This is a genomic window from Bartonella sp. TT119HLJHH (assembly GCF_042193385.1).
Lineage (GTDB): Bacteria > Pseudomonadota > Alphaproteobacteria > Rhizobiales > Rhizobiaceae > Bartonella.
The window spans coordinates 60,785-79,371 of sequence record NZ_JBHILS010000007.1 but is presented as its reverse complement, the minus strand read 5'-3'; the positions used below and the strand labels follow the sequence as shown (position 1 = coordinate 79,371).

Sequence of the window (18,587 nt, the reverse complement as noted above, 5' to 3'; positions counted from 1 at the left end):
ATTATCCTTATCAATCAATATATTATAAAAATTGAATCCGTGGAAAAACTAAAATCAATTAAGGAGGATAACTTTTGCTTTTTAAGGCAAATCAAACACTCAATTTACAAGTTACCATTATGATATAAAAGTGTTGCAGTAGCTAAAACATTTTCAGCGTGCCCAGATACGCTTACTTTACGCCATTCTTCTGCTATTATTCCATTTGCATCAATTAAAAAAGTGCTCCGTTCAACTCCCATATATTTGCGTCCATACATGCTTTTCTCAACCCAAACACCATAAGCTTCGAGGGTTGTTTTTTCTTCATCAGAAACCAAGATGACATCAAGTTCATGTTTTACTTTAAATTTATCATGTTTTTTTACATTATCTGGAGAGATTCCAATAACAGAAACACCGATTTCATCAAATTTCATCTTTAATTTTGTGAAATCAAGTGCTTCGCTTGTGCAACCACTGGTGTCATCTTTTGGATAAAAATATAAAACAACAGACTTTCCTTTAAAGTCAGAAAGACATACCATCTCTCCTCCATCGCGCGGCAAATTAAAATCAGGAGCAAGAGCACCTTTCATTGGTCTTGTCATTATTTTCATCTTTCTTACTTGTGTAACAGGTATAAGATATCAGAGTACACAGAAGAAAAGAACTATTCAACTCTCTAGAATATTATTGTTTTGAAGAGACCTTTATTTCCTAACAAAACTCGCCCTATCACAACAATTGAATTGAAAGAACAAGGTCGACAACATAAACAAAACAGCAAAAGATTATACTGGTTTCATCACAACATGTTTTTTCTTACCAAAAGAAAGTTTAACGGTTCCTTCTGCACTGACATCCCCTTCAATAATAAGATGTGTTTCATCATCAATAATTTGATCATTTACACGGACCCCCCCACCTTGAACGTGTCGGCGTGCCTCACTATTAGATCTAGCGAGTCCTGCTTGTACTAAAAGAGTGAGCAATCCAACACCTTTTTTTAATTCTGAGGCATTAATTTCAACAGTTGGAAGATTTTCTCCTAGCGTTTTTTCTTCAAACGTCTTGCGAGCTGTTTCTGCTGCTGCATCAGCAAGAACACGTCCATGCAACATTGCTGTAATTTCTGTTGCAAGAATTTTTTTTGCTTCGTTAATTTCTGTCCCTTGTAATAGAGAAAGTTTGAGAATCTCATCCATTGGCAATGGAGTATAGAGCTTTAGAAATCGTGTAACATCAGCATCTTCTGTATTGCGCCAGTATTGCCAAAATTGATAAGGTGAAAGTTTATCCGCATTTAGCCATACAGCCCCATTCAATGATTTACCCATTTTGGCACCGGAAGAGGTTGTCAGCAATGGTGATGTTAACGCATATAATTGCGGTGTTCCTAAACGATGCCCTAATTCGATTCCGTTAATAATGTTGCCCCACTGATCAGAGCCCCCCATTTGCATACGCAATCCATAACGTTTATAAAGTTCAACAAAGTCATAAGCTTGCAGAATCATATAATTAAACTCTAAGAATGACAAAGAGTGCTCACGCTCAAGTCTGAGTCTGACAGAATCAAATGACAACATACGGTTGACAGAAAAATGCTTTCCTACATCACGCAAAAATTCTAAGTAGTTTAAATTGCATAACCATTCAGCATTATTCACAATACAAGCATCGGTTTCTCGGTCACCGAATGTCAAATAGTTAGCAAATACCTTTTTAATACCATCAATATTTGCAGCAATATCATCTTGTGTCAGAAGGCGTCGCGCTTCATCTTTGAAAGAAGGATCACCAATCAATCCGGTCCCTCCGCCCATTAAAGCAATGGGGCGATGACCCGTTTTTTGTAACCAATAAAGCATCATAATCTGAAGAAGACTTCCAGCATGTAAACTCGATGCTGTTGGATCAAATCCAGTATAAGCGCTTACAGTTTCTTTTGAAAAAAGATCATCTAAGCCTTTTTCATCTGAAATTTGGTGGATAAAACCACGTTCGCTCATAATGTGTAAAAAATCAGATTTAAAGGCAAACACAGATTTAATTTCCTAATTTAAGAGTGCATTATTTTATATAATAGGCGATTATATAATGAGTTATCTATCATAACTGACACACACCTCACAAGAGAAAGAGACATATTGGTAACATAAAGATAATAATACAGGTATTATTTCCTTTTTACGCTAAAAAAGAGACTTATCAGTGATAGAAAACAGGTATGCTGTTATTCTCATTTCTATCCTGAAATAAAATTTAGAAAAATTTTAAATGCAAACGGAAAAAATTACTTTGTTATGATCAGAAACGACTTTTGCTAATTTTTTATAAATCTATCGTATTTTCCTAAGTTAGTGAAAGTATTTCAGGAGGAGGAGCGAGAAGTTCATTGGAGATATGGTTATCCAAATAGTGGGCACATCGCTCAATAAGCTCTTCATGACATCCACTGAAAAAGTGATTAGCCTCTTCCAATATTTCTTGTGTGATGATGATACCTTTTTGTGTTTTTAATTTATCGACAAGTATTTGAACATCTTTTGGAGGGGAAACTTTATCGATACCGCCATGAATGATAAGCCCAGAGGAAGGACAAGGGGCAAGAAATGAAAAGTCATAAACATTAGGCTGAGGAGCAACTGAGATAAAGCCCTCAATTTCCGGTCGGCGCATTAAGAGCTGCATACCAATCCATGCTCCAAATGAATATCCAGCTACCCAACAATTTTTAGAATCTGGATGTTGTGTTTGCACCCAATCGAGAGCAGCAGCAGCATCTGAAAGTTCTCCTATTCCATAATCAAATTCACCCTGACTGCGACCAATACCACGAAAGTTAAAACGTAAAGTTGTAAAGCCACGTTGTTGGAACATATAAAAGAGGTCATAGACAATTTTATGATTCATAGTTCCACCAAATTGGGGATGAGGATGCAAAATGATCGCAATGGGTGCATTTTTTTGTTGTGAAGGTTGATAACGCCCTTCGAGCCGACCCGCGGGACCGTTAAAAATAATTTCTGGCATAAAATGCTCCTTAATGCAATAAAAGGCTCTCATTGACCTTGGTCGACTTTTACCATAGAATCTCTTAAATAATTATTAGATATTCTTTTTTTAGTGCACTTTTCAAGAAGATTGCGCTATTTTTTTAATCAATTCATAAGATTAATGATTGCGATGTAAAATGGTTATAAAACGCCGATATTTTGATTATAATGCAACAACACCGCTCAAAAAAGTGGCACGGATAGCGTTGCTAGAGTCTTTAGAGATATTTGGTAATCCATCATCGGTTCATAAAGAAGGGCGTGCCGCTAAAACTTTGTTGCAAAAGTCCCGTCGGCAAATCGCTGAACATCTTAAAACAGATCCAGATCACGTGGTATTCACCTCTGGTGCGAGTGAAGCAGCAATGACTTTGTTAACACCCTTTTACAATATGGGGAATGCAAAAGTTAAATTTTCTCGTCTTTACCTTGGAGCGACTGAACATCCCTCTGTGGCAGAGGGAGGACGTTTTTCTAAAGAGTTGATAAGCGTCATTGCTGTTGATAAAGATGGGCTCATACAACAAGATAAATTAACATCACTCTTAACGGTTCACGATAAAACAAAAGGTTTACCTCTTGTTGCTATTCAAGCTGCAAATAGTGAAACGGGTGTTATTCAACCATTAACAGAAATCGCTGCTATTGTTCGGGATTTAGGAGGCACTCTTATAGTTGATTTGACACAATATGTAGATAAAAATTTTGTGGACATTCATCAGCTAGGAGGAGACTTTTTTATATTGTCTGCACATAAAGTTGGCGGTCCTAAAGGAATCGGTGCTTTTGTTTCATGTGGTAATCTTCTCATGCCACACCCTCTTATTATTGGGGGAGGACAAGAAAAAGGTCTCCGTGGAGGAACAGAAGCATTGCCCCTTATTGCTGCTTTTGGGGCAGCAATGACTGATTGCTTCACACAGGAGGAAATAAAACAGTTAATATATTTACGCAATAAATTAGAAGATGGACTACAAAAAATAAGTAAAAATGTTGAGATTTTTGGCAAAAGAGTTCAACGTTTGCCAAATACAACTTACTTTACCGTGAAAAATATAAAAGCTGAAACGATGCAAATTGCTTTTGATTTAGAAGGGTTTTCTGTATCAGCTGGCTCTGCTTGTTCTTCTGGAAAAGTAAAACAAAGCAGAGTTTTGGAGGCAATGGGATATCATGTTCCAAATGGTGCTATTCGCATTTCAATAGGACGTGATACAACTTCTGAAGATATAGATGATTTTCTATTGTTTTTTTCTCAAATTATAAGCAGAAAAAAAGAGGAAGATTTATCATCAGAAAGTTATAAAAATTAGAATTATTTTAAAGATAAAATAACTTTGATTGAAATTTTTGCACTTTACCTATAGCCTAGGAAATAATTTGCTTACTTTAATTTTGTAAAAAATAAGACTTTTAGTTACCGGTTTTTGACGCCAAAAATGGAGAAAATTGATGCCGGCAGTACAAGAAACAATACGCCAAGTCCGTGAAATAGATGTTGACCAATATAAATATGGTTTTGAAACCAATATTGAAACCGATAAAGCTCCAAAAGGCTTAAATGAGGATATTATAAAATTTATTTCCGCTAAAAAACATGAGCCTGAATGGATGTTAACATGGCGCTTAAAAGCGTACCGCCGTTGGCTGACAATGCAAGAGCCTCATTGGGCGCGTCTTGAATATCCTAAAATTGATTTTCAGGAGCTTTATTATTATGCTGCTCCCAAAAATCATACAGGACCAAAATCTTTGGATGAAGTGGATCCTGAGTTATTAGCAACGTACGAAAAACTTGGCATTCCCCTTAAAGAACAAGAGATTTTGGCAGGAGTAAGAAAACAGTCTGATCCCTCCACTTTTGATGACAGTATGTCTGTATCGGGGCAGGTAGCTGTTGATGCGGTCTTTGATTCTGTTTCTGTTGTGACAACATTTAAAAAAGAATTGGCACGTGCTGGTGTGATTTTTTGCTCTATTTCAGAGGCCATTATTGAGCATCCTGAGCTTATTAAAGAGTATTTAGGAACAGTTGTACCTATAAGTGATAATTATTATGCTGCCTTAAATGCAGCTGTCTTTACAGATGGTTCATTTGTTTATATTCCCAAAGGAATTCGTTGTCCTATGGAGCTTTCAACTTATTTTAGGATTAATGAACGCAATACAGGTCAGTTTGAACGAACATTAATTATTGCAGCTGAGGATTCCTATGTTTCTTATCTTGAAGGGTGCACAGCACCCCAACGTGATGAAAACCAACTCCATGCTGCTGTTGTTGAGCTTATTGCCCTTGAAAATGCAGAGATTAAATATTCTACAGTACAAAACTGGTATCCTGGCGATAAAGATGGAAAGGGTGGTATTTATAATTTTGTGACGAAGCGTGGAGATTGTCGAGGTGATAACTCTAAGATTTCATGGACACAAGTTGAGACCGGTTCTGCGATTACTTGGAAATACCCATCCTGCTTACTGCGTGGTGAGAATGCGCGTGGAGAGTTTTATTCTATTGCTGTTGCAAACGGTCATCAACAAATTGATTCCGGTACAAAAATGATTCATTTAGGAAAAAATACATCCAGTCGTATTATTTCCAAAGGTATTTCTGCTGGTTTTTCAAATAACACGTATCGAGGACAAGTCACGGCGCATCGAAAAGCACAAAATGCTCGTAACTTTACGCAATGTGATAGTTTATTAATCGGGAATGAATGTGGTGCGCATACAGTTCCTTATATTGAAGCAAAAAATGCAACAGCTCAGTTTGAACATGAAGCCACAACATCCAAAATTTCCGATGACCAACTTTTTTATGTTATGCAAAGAGGAATTCCCGAAGAAGAAGCTATCGCATTAATTGTAAATGGTTTTGTAAAAGAGGTCATTCAAAAACTTCCCATGGAATTTGCTGTCGAAGCACAAAAGCTTATTAGTATTAGCCTTGAAGGTAGTGTTGGATAATTTTATTTAATGAGATAAATAGAAGACTTTATGTAAAAAGGCTGTAACGGTAGCACATAATGCTAAAAATGACCTCTATGGTAATTACAAAAGTAGATGGATGCTAAGGCGAAAGAACACAGCATTGGTATCTGAAAAAACAGCCAAAACAGGATTAAATGATGTTAGAGATCAAAAATTTGCACGCCCGTATTGCTGAAACCGATACAGAAATTATTCGTGGTTTAAACTTGACAGTCCAAGATGGAGAAGTTGCCGCTATCATGGGACAAAATGGAGCCGGAAAATCAACTTTATCTTATTTGCTTGCTGGTCGTGATGATTATGAAATAACAGAAGGAGATATTCTCTATAATGGACAATCACTTTTAGAAATGGATCCAGCAGAACGTGCTGCATATGGTGTTTTTCTTGCATTTCAATATCCAATGGAAATACCAGGGGTAGCAACAATGGAATTTTTAAAAGTTGCGATGAATTCTCAACGCAAAGCGCGAGGTGGCGAAGAACTTAAAATTCCTGAATTTATAAAATGTGTTAAAGAAGTTTCAGCCAAACTTGAAATAGATATGGATATGCTAAAGCGTCCATTAAATGTAGGTTTTTCAGGTGGGGAAAAAAAACGCGCTGAAATTTTACAAATGGCACTTCTTGAACCTAAACTTTGCATTTTAGATGAGACAGATTCTGGTTTAGATATTGATGCATTAAAAATTGTTGCAGATGGTGTTAATAAACTTCGGGATTCAAAACGTTCATTTTTGGTGATTACCCATTATCAACGGCTGCTTAATTATATTATTCCTGATACGGTACATGTTCTTTATAAAGGACGAATTATCAAAAGCGGAGACAAATCCTTGGCGCTTTATTTAGAGCAAAATGGTTATGCTGATCTTATCAAAGAAGCGGTTTGAGGTTATTAAATATGAATGCACAGCAAAACTTATTAGCGGTTGAAGAAGATATACTCAATAATTTCAATCAGTATGCAAACGACTTACCTGGTAATAAAGCCGTGCAGGAAATTCGCAAGAAAGCTATTGAACGATTTCAAACGACACGGCTTCCTTCCCGTAAAATCGAAAGTTGGCACTATACCAATCTGCGCACATTACTAAAGTCTGTTAGTAATTTTTCAAAAGTCCAAGACAATCAATCGGTTGAGGCATTACTTTCAGAAAGCGCTGTTTTTTCTATGAACAATGGAAAAACATCGACACAGTCCAAGGTAGACAATATTACAGTAAAACGCCTTTCAGAAGCATTAGAAGATAATTCTGTACAGATAAGTCAAAACATTTCTGATGAGGATTTTATTGGACAGTTAAATACAGCTTTTGTTACGGATGGTTGGCTTTTTCACATTCCTGAAAATACAAAGTTAAATATACCCATTGAACTACAAAATATACAAATGGGCGGACAATCTCATATTTTTTCTGATATAAAAGTTGATAAAAATAGTCAGGTTGTGTTTATTGAACATCAGGTTGGCAATGATAAAGATACCTTTGTCAGTTCAATATTTTCATTAAATATTGCTGCTGAGAGTGATGTTACGTGGATTCTTATTCGCAATCGTGATTTTAATTCTACACAGTTTGGTCAATTTCGTGCTATTCTTGATCAAGGAGCGAAATTATCACTTTATGTCATTAATATAGGGAGTCAACTAAATCGCCAGGAAGTCGATGTTAAGTTACAGGGAGAAGAATCTGATTTTCAATTACGCGTTATAAATTTATTATCAGGGCAAACACATAGTGATCTTACAATGACTGTTTGTCACCTTGACGAAAGATCAACCTCAACGGAAATTATACGCAATGTGGTTGCAGATAAGGCTGTAGGTGTTTTTCAAGGGATAATACGTGTTGCTCAAAAAGCGCAAAAAACAGATGCACGTATGGCCTGTAATAGCCTTATCCTTTCAGATAAGGCAGAATTTAATGCAAAACCTGAATTAGAGATTTTTGCTGATGATGTTGCATGCGGTCATGGTGCAACAGTTGCTAATATTAATCATGATTATCTTTTTTATCTCATGGCGCGCGGTATTCCATTTAAAACGGCTCGTGCACTTTTGATTAAAGGATTTATCTCTGAACTTATTGATGACATCAAGCAAGATCATATTCAAACTGTTTTAGAGAATATCATTGGTAAATGGCTTGAAAAAAATGTTTAAGGGAGGAGAAATGGAAAATAACGTACAAACATTGACTTATAATGTCGAAGAAATTCGGCGTGATTTTCCTATTTTGCACCATCAAGTTTATGGAAAGCGATTAGCATATCTTGATAGTGGTGCTTCTGCCCAAAAGCCACAATCAGTACTCAATGCAATGAATAATTATTATCACTATAGTTATGCTAATGTGCATAGAGGAATGTATTTTTTAGCCAATATGGCAACACAATCCTATGAAAATTCTCGTAAAACCGTTCGTGTTTTTCTAAATGCTCAAAAAGCAGAGGAAATTGTTTTTACGAAAAATGCAACGGAAGCTATTAATACTGTTGCTTATGGTTGGGCTATGCCCAAACTCAAAGAAGGTGATGAGATTGTTCTAACGATTATGGAACATCATTCAAATATTATTCCTTGGCATTTCCTCCGAGAACAAAAAGGTGTTAAACTTGTTTTTGTTCCTGTTGATGAGAATGGTGTTCTGCATATTGAAGATTTCCAAAAGGCTTTAAGCGAAAAAACACGGCTTGTTGCTATAACGCATATGTCCAATATATTAGGAACGGTGCCTCCTGTTAAAGAAATTATTAAGCGAGCACATCAAAATTCTATTCCTGTTCTTGTTGATGGCTCTCAAGGAGCAATACATTTAACTGTTGATGTGCAAGATCTCGATTGTGATTGGTATGTCTTTACAGGTCATAAGCTGTATGGTCCCACCGGTATTGGTGTTCTTTATGGGAAGGAACATAGATTAGAGGAAATGCGTCCTTTTCAAGGGGGAGGGGAAATGATCGAGGAAGTAACAACCGATAAGGTTCTTTATAATGCTCCTCCTTATCGTTTTGAAGCAGGTACTCCTCCTATTGTTGAAGCTATTGGATTGGCTGCGGCTATTGATTATATACAAGAGAAAGGTCGGAGTAAGATTCATGCTCATGAAATGTCCCTTTTAGCTTATGCGCATGAAAAACTTAAAACAGTTGATTCATTGCGTATTTATGGTCATTCTCCCAATAAAGGAGCTATTATATCATTTGCAATTGAAGGGATTCATGCCCATGATATCGCTATGTTTATTGATAGAAAAGGGATTGCGATACGTGCGGGAACCCATTGTGCACAGCCTTTATTACAGCGCTTTGGTCTAACATCTATTTGCCGCGCATCGTTAGCCATGTATAACACTCAAGAAGATATAGATCAATTGGTAGAAGCATTGCAAGAAACAAGGACATTTTTTAATGGCTGAATTAATTGAAGAGCGTCATTCTCCAGAATCTGTTGAAACTGTAAGTGAAAATAAAAAATCTTACATATCAGCAATTCCAGCAGATGAAATTGATCGTATGACGAATGATATTATTGCTGCTCTCAAAACAGTTTATGACCCAGAGATTCCTGCTGATATTTATGAGCTAGGACTGATTTATCGTATTGATATTGAAGATGATCGTTCAGTAAAAATTGAAATGACTCTTACGGCACCGGGATGTCCTGTTGCTGGTGAAATGCCGGGATGGGTAGAAAATGCGGTTAGTGCAGTTGAAGGGGTTTCGTATGTTGAAGTCACTATGACTTTTGATCCACCGTGGACACCTGATTGTATGTCAGAAGAAGCGCAAATTGCTGTCGGATGGTACTAACAATACTCCTGTTCGTGAATACATCGTTTTTCGCAAACATTTGGGTTTAAAAACGATTACATGCATCATAATAAACCAAAATTAGAACTTAACTGGATTGGAAAAGAAAAGCGCCCCAAACTAAAGCCTCATGTCTTATTAGAAAATGTTGAAAAATCTTATCATGCCTCGCGTCAAATATCATCTCAGGATATTTTTGATAATAAACTTATTTTTGGTGATAATTTACTCGCACTCAAGGCACTTGAGCAAGAATATACGGGAAAGGTAAAATGTATCTATATTGATCCACCTTATAATACAGGCAATGCCTTTGAACATTATGAAGATGGTTTAGAGCATTCCATATGGCTCAGTCTTATGAGAGACAGGCTAGAATTGTTACATCATTTACTGGCGGATGATGGAAGTATCTGGATATCAATTGATGATGATGAACAAGCCTATCTTAAAGTGATGATGGATGAAATTTTTGGTCGCCAAAATTTCATCAACAATATTATTTGGCAAAAGAAATATGCTCCACAAAATGATACAAAATGGCTTTCTGATAATCATGATTTTATAATGGTTTATGCCAAAGATAAAACGATTTGGCGCCCTCAATTGCTTCCTCGTTCAAACGATATGGATGCGCGCTATAAAAATCCTGATAATGATCCTCGCGGTCCTTGGAAATCTGGAGATTTATCCGTAAAAAGAGTAACATCTAAGGATATTTATGAAATCATCACACCTTCTGGACGCAAGGTAATGCCTCCTAATGGTAGAAGTTGGGCTATGAATAAAAAAAAATTCTTTGAATTATTGAATGATAATCGTATTTGGTTTGGCCCCACAGGAAGCAATGTTCCTTCTTTGAAGCGTTTTTTATCAGAAGTAAAAAATGGCATGGTTTCAATGACAATTTGGCTTTATGAGGAAGTAGGGCACAACCAAGATGCCAAAAAAGAAGTCAAAGCCTTTAATTCTGATAATGTCTTTACCACTCCCAAACCTGAGCGATTAGTGGAACGCATCATTCAACTTGCCACTAACCCTGGTGATCTTGTATTGGATTCCTTTGCTGGTTCTGGTACGACCGGTGCTGTTGCTCATAAAATGGGCCGCAAGTGGATTATGATTGAACTTGGTGAACATTGCCATACGCACATTATTCCTCGTTTAAAAAAAGTAATTGATGGAACTGATCAAGGGGGAATTTCTAAAAGTGTAAATTGGCAAGGTGGCGGTGGGTTTCGTTATTATCGCCTTGCACCTTCTCTGTTGCAAAAAGATTCATGGGGACAATGGATTATTCGTCGCGAATATAATGCTGCGATGCTTTCAGAAGCCATGTGTAAACATATGGGATTTACCTATGCACCGGATGAAAATCATTATTGGATGCAGGGATATTCAACGGAAACAGATTATATTTATGTTACAACGAGCGCCATGACCTATGAACAACTCCGTATCATGAGTGAAGAGGTTGGCTCTCATCGCACGTTGCTGGTTTGTGGTACAGCCTTTGATACAAAATCAGCATCCTTTGAAAATCTGACACTCACTAAAATCCCCCGTGCAATATTAGAAAAATGCGAATGGGGAAGGGACGATTACAGTTTAAATGTAGCCAACCTTGAACCAGTGATTGTGGTAAAAGAAAATAACAAAAATAAAGATATTGCGCAACAAGAGTTAGATCTATTTGAATAAATATAAACGAGGCAGGTTACGAATGAGCCGTAATAAACAAAAATTAGAACTTAATTGGATTGGAAAAGAGAAACGCCCCAAACTGGAACCTCGTATATTGTTAGAAGATCTTGAAAAATCTTATCATGCTTCGCGTCAAATATCATCTCAGGATATTTTTGATAATAAACTTATTTTTGGTGATAATTTACTCGCACTCAAGGCACTTGAGCAAGAATATACGGGAAAGGTAAAATGTATCTATATTGATCCACCTTATAATACAGGCAATGCCTTTGAACATTATGAAGATGGTTTAGAGCATTCCATATGGCTCAGTCTTATGAGAGACAGGCTAGAATTGTTACATCATTTACTGGCGGATGATGGAAGTATCTGGATATCAATTGATGATGATGAACAAGCCTATCTTAAAGTGATGATGGATGAAATTTTTGGTCGCCAAAATTTCATCAACAATATTATTTGGCAAAAGAAATATGCTCCACAAAATGATACAAAATGGCTTTCCGATAACCATGATTTTATCATGGTTTATGCCAAAGATAAAACGATTTGGCGCCCTCAATTGCTTCCTCGTTCAAGCGATATGGATGCGCGCTATAAAAATCCTGATAATGATCCTCGCGGTCCTTGGAAATCAGATAATCTTTCAGTTAAGACTATGAATTTAAAAGATGTTTATGAAATTGTTACGCCTTCTGGGCGCAGTGTGATGCCTCCTGCTGGAACGAGTTGGCGCGTTAGTAAACAAAAATTTGCTAAGCTATTAGAAGATAATCGTGTTTGGTTTGGTCCAACAGGAAGTAATGTTCCTTCTCTGAAGCGTTTTTTATCAGAAGTAAAAAATGGTATGGTTTCAATGACGATTTGGCTCTATACAGAAGTGGGACACAACCAAGATGCCAAAAGAGAAGTCAAAGTTTTTAATTCTGATAATGTCTTTACAACTCCCAAACCTGAGCGGTTAATGGAACGCATCATTCAACTTGCCACTAACCCTGGTGATCTTGTATTGGATTCCTTTGCTGGTTCTGGTACGACCGGTGCTGTTGCTCATAAAATGGGCCGCAAGTGGATTATGATTGAACTTGGTGAACATTGCCATACGCACATTATTCCTCGTTTAAAAAAAGTAATTGATGGAACTGATCAAGGGGGAATTTCTAAAAGTGTAAATTGGCAAGGTGGCGGTGGGTTTCGTTATTATCGCCTTGCACCTTCTCTGTTGCAAAAAGATTCATGGGGACAATGGATTATTCGTCGCGAATATAATGCTGCGATGCTTTCAGAAGCCATGTGTAAACATATGGGATTTACCTATGCACCGGATGAAAATCATTATTGGATGCAGGGATATTCAACGGAAACAGATTATATTTATGTCACAACGAGCGCCATGACCTATGAACAACTCCGTATCATGAGCGAAGAGGTGGGGTCTCATCGTACTTTGCTGATTTGTTGTACAGCCTTTGATACAAAAACAGCGTCATTTGAGAATCTTACACTCACAAAAATCCCCCGTGCAGTATTGGAAAAATGCGAATGGGGAAGGGATGATTACAGTTTAAACGTAGCCAATCTTGAACCAATGATTGTGGTAAAAGAAAGCGAAAAAGATAAAGACATTGCGCAACAAGAGTTAGATCTATTTGAATAATATATAAAAAGCGGAGTTTCCCATGAACACTGTTGCAAAAAGGATTTCAGCTCGCTTATCGTTGCGTGATCCTCAACGTGAATCATTAAATATTTTGGTGAAAATTTTAGAAAATATAGAACTTTCTAAAAATACAGATTTAATTGCAGAATTAGAAATGATAAAAAGTCTCTATCCTTCTGTACAAGATTTTGAACGAAGCTTTCCCTCTTTTTGTTTTGCCTTAGCAACGGGAGTTGGAAAAACGCGACTTATGGGAGCTTTTATTAGCTATCTTTATTTAACAGGTCGTAGCCGACATTTTTTTGTTTTAGCTCCAAACTTGACTATTTATGAAAAATTAAAACAGGATTTTAGTCCTCAAAGTCCGAAGTATGTTTTCAGTGGAATAAGTGAATTCATTGCAAATAGACCCATTATTATTACAGGTGAAGATTATGAAAGTGGTAAAGGTATTCGCGCTGATGAACACCACTTTCACGGACAAAAACGTTTGTTTGAAAATCGGGATACGGCCTTTATCAATATTTTTAATATTTCTAAAATTAATACAACGGATAATAAAAAAGGCGCACTAAAATCTAGTATTCCGCGAATTAAACGCTTACAAGAAACGATTGGTGAAAGTTATTTTGATTATCTCGCAAATCTTCCTGATTTAGTTTTGTTAATGGATGAAGCACATCGTTATCGAGCTTCTGCTGGTGCGGCAGCAATTAATGAGTTAAAACCTGTTTTAGGAATAGAGCTTACAGCGACACCGAAAACAATAGGTGCAAAACCTGTAGATTTTAAAAATGTTGTTTACAGTTATTCACTTGCAGAGGCTATGAGAGATGGTTTTGTAAAAGAGCCTGCTGTTGCTACACGTAAAGACTTTCAACCTCAAAATTATACATCTGAACAATTAGAACATATTAAGTTACAAGATGCAATTCATGCTCATGAAAACGTGAAAGCAGATTTAATTGCCTATGCCAAAGATTATAACAAAAAGTTTGTTAAGCCTTTTATTTTAGTTGTCGCTCAAGATACAAATCATGCACAGAAATTGCGTGATTTATTGGAATCAGATGATTTTTTTGCAGGAGCTTATAAGGGAAAAGTTATAGAGATTCATACAAAACAGTCAAATATAGAGGAAGATCAAAATATTCAAAAACTCATTGTGATTGAGAATCCTCATGAGCCAACAGAAATTGTTATTCACGTTAATAAATTAAAGGAAGGATGGGATGTTAGCAATCTTTATACTATTGTACCGTTGCGTGCATCGGCTTCAGAAATTTTAACAGAACAAACAATTGGGCGTGGATTACGTTTGCCTTATGGGCATAGAACAGGCATAGAATCTATTGATCGTTTAACAATCATTGCGCATGATCGTTTTCAAGATATTATTGATCGTGCGAACGATCCAAATTCAATTATAAAAAAGCATATTGAGATTGGAACAGGGGGTGATATATCCTCTGAAAAGTCGGATATAGTGACAGTTCCAAGTCGAGCAGAAGCTTTATTTATAAAAACGATAGTAACACGTCATTCCGATATAAATGGAACATCTGATTTACACGGTGTTATGTTATGTAATACGGATTCACCCACATTAACGTCTGAAGAACAAGAAATTGCTGCTATTGCGTGGGATATTATTAAAGAGAATGATAATTTACCGAGTTCTCAAATGCTTTGTTCTGCATCGATACAAGAAAAAATTAGCAATAAAATCATGAACATTACGCATTCATCACAAAAGTCTCTTGTGTCAAAAGTGGTTACAAATCTGACAAAACAATTACCAGAACTGATCATAGATATTCCCAATATTGTACTCATACCTTCGCGTGAGGTTACTTATGGTTTTTCTGATTTTGATTTGGAAAATCTAGAAAGTTTAAATTTGCAACCTGTTAGTAAAGAACTTTTAATTCGAGAATTGCGTACCCATAAAAGCATTTTTCTCACTTCTAAGGATAAATATATTAAAGAGCCTCATCTTGAAAATTACATCATTCGTGGTTTAATTGATAATGATTTTATCGATTATGAGAGCCATACGCCATTATTACGAAAATTGGCTTGTCAGATGGTAGAGCATTTCCGATCTTATTTACCCAATGATGTAGCTGTTGAGAACGTATTAATTCACTATCAGCATAAGATTAATACTTTTATTGTTGCGCAATTAAGAGAACATCAATGGGAAACACAAAAAGATTATGAGATTAAAGTTACACGAGGTTTTACAACTTTAACACCTATCCATTATGTTTTACCGCAAGGAACATCTCCTCTTGATTTTCGTAATATTCCTACCATTAAAAGCGATATTAAAAAACTTGTATTCAGCGGCTTTAGAAAATGCTGTTATCCTTTGCAAAAGTTTGATTCAGTAGAAGGGGAATTACGATTTGCTCAAATATTAGAGGATGATGCACAAGTATTGAAATGGATGAAACCCGCTCGAGGTTTTTTCAAGTTAGAATATGATAAAGGATCAGCCTATGAACCTGATTTTGTTGTAGAAACGAAGGATGCTAAATATCTTTGTGAGCCTAAAAAAGCCTCTGAAATGAAAAATCCTATTGTTTTAAAAAAGAGAGAAGCTGCAGTTCAATGGTGTTGTCATGCAACGCGCTATGCGGCGGTTTATGGCGGTAAAAAATGGTATTATGTTCTTATTCCCCATGATGCTATTAAAGCAAATAGTAGTTTTGAAGGTTTGTGTGCAGAGTTTACCATTTCAGAATCTATACTTGAGAGCTCTTAACTTTTTGCTTAAAAAAACACATAAGTCTTTTAACTGGCCGATGCGAGAAACAATCAAATGTTTGAATATTATTTTTAATTTTGTTCCCTGTTGCACCATTAATTTAAGAATATGAGCTAATTCTTAAATCAAAAAATTATTATTTTTTCTAACGACATTAAAATAAAAGGAAAAATGTATAGAAAAGTTACACAAGATTATACTTTTTTATAGGGATTTGTAGCACATTTCCAATTTTTTATAAAAGTACAATCTTACTTTCCTTATGTGAAAAGTTCTTTGAGTTTATAGTCACAACTTCAAAAAAATATTTTAATTTTATTGGGTAATTTTATAAATATGCTTTTTTTAAAAAACTTAAATAGTTTATTGTTCTTTCATTTAAAAATCATGAATATAATGAAATATCCAGAGGATGAAAGGGGGGATTTTTTCATATGACTTTGAATTTAACAAACACTGTTTTTAATTTTTTAAAGAAAAACCCGACAAAAAAATTTACAGCTCGAGAAATTGCTCAATGGATATTTGAAAATTACCCAGAAAAATGTCGTCAAAAACAAAAGCATTCAACGGCAATAATTACTCCCCTTAATAGTGATGCAGCTCTTATTCAGCAAATTGTTGCTGAAATAGGATCGAAGCGCCCTCAATTACAAAAGCGTTATCCAGAAATTAAAACCACTGAAGGGCGACCGCGACAGTATTATTTTACAAAACAAACAGATAGTGCTGAAATTGATGCCGTAGAAGACAATGTAAATAGTAGGGTAGAAGATGGCTCTGTTAAAGAGCATGATCTTTATCCATTATTATCTAAATTTTTATGGTCAGAGCTTGCTGTTTATAGCAAGCGCATTTAATGAGAAATGTTCTCGTAATAAACATGGTGCAGGCGGAAATAAATGGCTTTATCCAGATCTCGTAGGGATGCAAGATTTAAGCAAGGAATGGAATCGTGAAATCAAAGACTGTGTTTTGCAATATTTTGATAAAAAGACAAAGCTTTGGTCTTTTGAAGTAAAAATTCTCATCAATCGTTCAAATTTACGAAAAGCATTTTTTCAAACAGTAAGCAATTCTTCATGGGCTAATTTGAGTTATTTAGTCGCTAGTGAAATTGAAGGTGTTGATACATTAAAAGAGCTCCGGATGCTTTCAAGTTTGCATGGAATTGGATTTATAAGGCTTGATAAGGAAAACTCTTCTGAGAGTGAGATCATAATTCCAGCTAAAGAACGTAGTGATATTGATTGGGATACTGCTAATAGATTAGTGGAGGAAAACAAAGATTTTCTTGATTATATTAAGCTCATTCGTCAATTTTATCAAACTGGTGAGATGCGTCCTCTAGATTGGGATCATGTGCAAACGGTGGGGGATATTTTTAAAAAGACTCTATTGTTTAAAAGCCCTTTCTCAGAGTGATAAAAATTTACTCTCACTGTTTTATTTGATGATTATATTTAGTTAATATATTGATTTATAATGATAATTAGTCTTTTTACTTAATGAGAAGTTTGAATATCGTAGCATTAAATCATCTTATATTGATGTTGAATCAATCAAAATTATTTGTGTGCACTCTCACGAGAGGGGGGGGAGGAGGGGAGCGTGAAAATTCCCTGTTGGGGGCTTTTTATTTTGTGCGAGAGATGTTATCCCATTAGATACTAGATTTAATGGTTATAATTTATTACACATTTTATATTGTAGAGAGTAAATTTAAACTTTGTTGTTTCTTGTTTAACATTAATCATTGAAAATATCGCTTCCTCATATTGAAGTTTTTTTTACAAAGAATTTATTCTACTCTTTCCTCATTTTCGACTGCTGTTCGTTCTGATTATTGTTAGTTCTTTGTTAAAATATTCAAAAAAAACATCAATTCTATAAAATGTTCACATAGTTTATTTAATTTCTTGAAATAGATTTTAAAAATAAATTTCTATCTTATCTTGTGATCAAGGGAGTGTATATTGTCATAGTTTACCACAATATTCTATTTATTATTCAATAATACCGCACGCCAAACGTTCCCCCCCTCCGCCAAGCGGTAATGGTTTATCTGATTGATTATCAGCTCCTAAATGAATGACTAAAGAGCGCCCTTTAATTTCAGAGATTTTTTTTAATCGTGGAGCAAGAACGCTCATTATGGCATATCCCTGCTTATCAACATAAAGTGCTGGTAAATCACCAAGATGACCATTGACATTATAAGGTCCTAAATGTTTTCCGGTATGTTCCGGATCATAATGTCCACCTGCGCTTCCACCAATTATGCCATCTTTTGTATCACATGAAGGATTTACATGTACATGAAAACCATGCATCCCTTCTGATAAATTAGATAAATTAGGGATAAAAATCAAACCGTATGTGGTTTCTTCAATTTTAATGCTACCAATAGCCTTTTTGAAATTGTTGTCTTCTAATTTATAAATATTTACTTGTGTTGATAGTGCTAATGCAGAATTTTTATGAATTAAAAATGCCATAAAAAATAATAATGATAATAATATTTTTTTCATAAAATACCTTTATACTTATCTTTAAATATATTATTATCTATAATTAATAATATATTTATATAAATGTCTTA

Annotated in this window: 15 protein-coding genes; 11 read left to right on the top strand and 4 right to left on the bottom strand. The window is 35.5% G+C overall.

Features of this window, described 5'->3' with window-relative positions; all coding sequences use genetic code 11:
* Window positions 1–104 precede the first annotated feature (104 nt).
* The 3 genes from ACFIJL_RS05375 to ACFIJL_RS05365 all read right to left on the bottom strand — a co-directional run bounded on the left by ACFIJL_RS05375 (window position 105) and on the right by ACFIJL_RS05365 (window position 3,018).
* Window positions 105–590, bottom strand: coding sequence for a peroxiredoxin (locus tag ACFIJL_RS05375; protein WP_273791260.1), 486 nt, complete (start codon window positions 588–590; stop codon window positions 105–107).
* 183 nt (window positions 591–773) lie between these two features.
* A complete protein-coding gene (gene tyrS, locus ACFIJL_RS05370; RefSeq protein WP_375623243.1) occupies window positions 774–2,027 on the bottom strand; it encodes a tyrosine--tRNA ligase in 1,254 nt (417 codons plus the stop codon).
* A gap of 310 nt (window positions 2,028–2,337) precedes the next feature.
* On the bottom strand, window positions 2,338–3,018 hold the full coding sequence (locus ACFIJL_RS05365) for an alpha/beta hydrolase (protein ID WP_273791258.1): 681 nt from the start codon (window positions 3,016–3,018) through the stop codon (window positions 2,338–2,340).
* A 160-nt stretch (window positions 3,019–3,178) separates the two neighbouring features.
* Between ACFIJL_RS05365 and ACFIJL_RS05360 the strand changes: the two genes are divergently transcribed.
* The 11 genes from ACFIJL_RS05360 (at window position 3,179) to ACFIJL_RS05310 (ending at window position 17,410) form a co-directional block, all read left to right on the top strand.
* Entirely contained in the window at window positions 3,179–4,354 is a 1,176-nt protein-coding gene (locus ACFIJL_RS05360) for a cysteine desulfurase family protein (protein ID WP_375623241.1), read from the top strand.
* Between the two features lie 139 nt (window positions 4,355–4,493).
* On the top strand, window positions 4,494–6,005 hold the full coding sequence (gene sufB, locus ACFIJL_RS05355) for a Fe-S cluster assembly protein SufB (RefSeq protein ID WP_375623239.1): 1,512 nt from the start codon (window positions 4,494–4,496) through the stop codon (window positions 6,003–6,005).
* Window positions 6,006–6,166: 161 nt separating this feature from the next.
* Window positions 6,167–6,922, top strand: coding sequence for a Fe-S cluster assembly ATPase SufC (gene sufC / locus ACFIJL_RS05350; protein ID WP_375623289.1), 756 nt, complete (start codon window positions 6,167–6,169; stop codon window positions 6,920–6,922).
* 11 nt (window positions 6,923–6,933) lie between these two features.
* Window positions 6,934–8,196, top strand: coding sequence for a Fe-S cluster assembly protein SufD (sufD, locus tag ACFIJL_RS05345; protein WP_375623237.1), 1,263 nt, complete (start codon window positions 6,934–6,936; stop codon window positions 8,194–8,196).
* A gap of 10 nt (window positions 8,197–8,206) precedes the next feature.
* Window positions 8,207–9,451, top strand: a complete 1,245-nt coding sequence (locus ACFIJL_RS05340; RefSeq protein ID WP_375623235.1) for a cysteine desulfurase — start codon at window positions 8,207–8,209, stop codon at window positions 9,449–9,451.
* Entirely contained in the window at window positions 9,444–9,845 is a 402-nt protein-coding gene (locus ACFIJL_RS05335) for an SUF system Fe-S cluster assembly protein (RefSeq protein ID WP_375623233.1), read from the top strand. The genes ACFIJL_RS05340 and ACFIJL_RS05335 overlap by 8 nt, the downstream gene beginning before the upstream one ends.
* Window positions 9,846–9,905: 60 nt before the next feature.
* Window positions 9,906–11,546: a site-specific DNA-methyltransferase gene (locus ACFIJL_RS05330; protein WP_375623231.1), complete on the top strand. Its 1,641-nt coding sequence runs from the start codon at window positions 9,906–9,908 to the stop codon at window positions 11,544–11,546.
* Between the two features lie 22 nt (window positions 11,547–11,568).
* Complete coding sequence (locus tag ACFIJL_RS05325) at window positions 11,569–13,209, top strand: site-specific DNA-methyltransferase (protein ID WP_375623229.1); 1,641 nt, start codon at window positions 11,569–11,571, stop codon at window positions 13,207–13,209.
* Window positions 13,210–13,231: 22 nt separating this feature from the next.
* The gene (locus ACFIJL_RS05320; RefSeq protein ID WP_375623227.1) at window positions 13,232–15,982 is read left to right on the top strand and encodes a DEAD/DEAH box helicase; all 2,751 of its coding nucleotides are present in this window, start codon (window positions 13,232–13,234) and stop codon (window positions 15,980–15,982) included.
* Window positions 15,983–16,419: 437 nt separating this feature from the next.
* Entirely contained in the window at window positions 16,420–16,845 is a 426-nt protein-coding gene (locus tag ACFIJL_RS05315) for a hypothetical protein (protein WP_375623225.1), read from the top strand.
* The gene (locus ACFIJL_RS05310) at window positions 16,820–17,410 is read left to right on the top strand and encodes a hypothetical protein (RefSeq protein WP_375623223.1); all 591 of its coding nucleotides are present in this window, start codon (window positions 16,820–16,822) and stop codon (window positions 17,408–17,410) included. The genes ACFIJL_RS05315 and ACFIJL_RS05310 overlap by 26 nt, the downstream gene beginning before the upstream one ends.
* Window positions 17,411–17,991: 581 nt before the next feature.
* Here ACFIJL_RS05310 and sodC read toward each other — a convergent pair.
* A complete protein-coding gene (gene sodC, locus ACFIJL_RS05305) occupies window positions 17,992–18,516 on the bottom strand; it encodes a superoxide dismutase [Cu-Zn] SodC (protein WP_375623221.1) in 525 nt (174 codons plus the stop codon).
* Window positions 18,517–18,587: the final 71 nt, after the last annotated feature.

What these genes read in the sequence shown, in the direction of transcription:
- ACFIJL_RS05375 (WP_273791260.1), bottom strand. Translation starts at nt 590, where the DNA reads ATGACAAGACCAATGAAAGGTGCTCTTGCTCCTGATTTTAATTTGCCG.
- ACFIJL_RS05365 (WP_273791258.1), bottom strand. Translation starts at nt 3,018, where the DNA reads ATGCCAGAAATTATTTTTAACGGTCCCGCGGGTCGGCTCGAAGGGCGT.
- ACFIJL_RS05360 (WP_375623241.1), top strand. Translation starts at nt 3,179, where the DNA reads ATGGTTATAAAACGCCGATATTTTGATTATAATGCAACAACACCGCTC.
- sufB (WP_375623239.1), top strand. Translation starts at nt 4,494, where the DNA reads ATGCCGGCAGTACAAGAAACAATACGCCAAGTCCGTGAAATAGATGTT.
- sufC (WP_375623289.1), top strand. Translation starts at nt 6,167, where the DNA reads ATGTTAGAGATCAAAAATTTGCACGCCCGTATTGCTGAAACCGATACA.
- sufD (WP_375623237.1), top strand. Translation starts at nt 6,934, where the DNA reads ATGAATGCACAGCAAAACTTATTAGCGGTTGAAGAAGATATACTCAAT.
- ACFIJL_RS05340 (WP_375623235.1), top strand. Translation starts at nt 8,207, where the DNA reads ATGGAAAATAACGTACAAACATTGACTTATAATGTCGAAGAAATTCGG.
- ACFIJL_RS05335 (WP_375623233.1), top strand. Translation starts at nt 9,444, where the DNA reads ATGGCTGAATTAATTGAAGAGCGTCATTCTCCAGAATCTGTTGAAACT.
- ACFIJL_RS05330 (WP_375623231.1), top strand. Translation starts at nt 9,906, where the DNA reads ATGCATCATAATAAACCAAAATTAGAACTTAACTGGATTGGAAAAGAA.
- ACFIJL_RS05325 (WP_375623229.1), top strand. Translation starts at nt 11,569, where the DNA reads ATGAGCCGTAATAAACAAAAATTAGAACTTAATTGGATTGGAAAAGAG.
- ACFIJL_RS05320 (WP_375623227.1), top strand. Translation starts at nt 13,232, where the DNA reads ATGAACACTGTTGCAAAAAGGATTTCAGCTCGCTTATCGTTGCGTGAT.
- ACFIJL_RS05315 (WP_375623225.1), top strand. Translation starts at nt 16,420, where the DNA reads ATGACTTTGAATTTAACAAACACTGTTTTTAATTTTTTAAAGAAAAAC.
- sodC (WP_375623221.1), bottom strand. Translation starts at nt 18,516, where the DNA reads ATGAAAAAAATATTATTATCATTATTATTTTTTATGGCATTTTTAATT.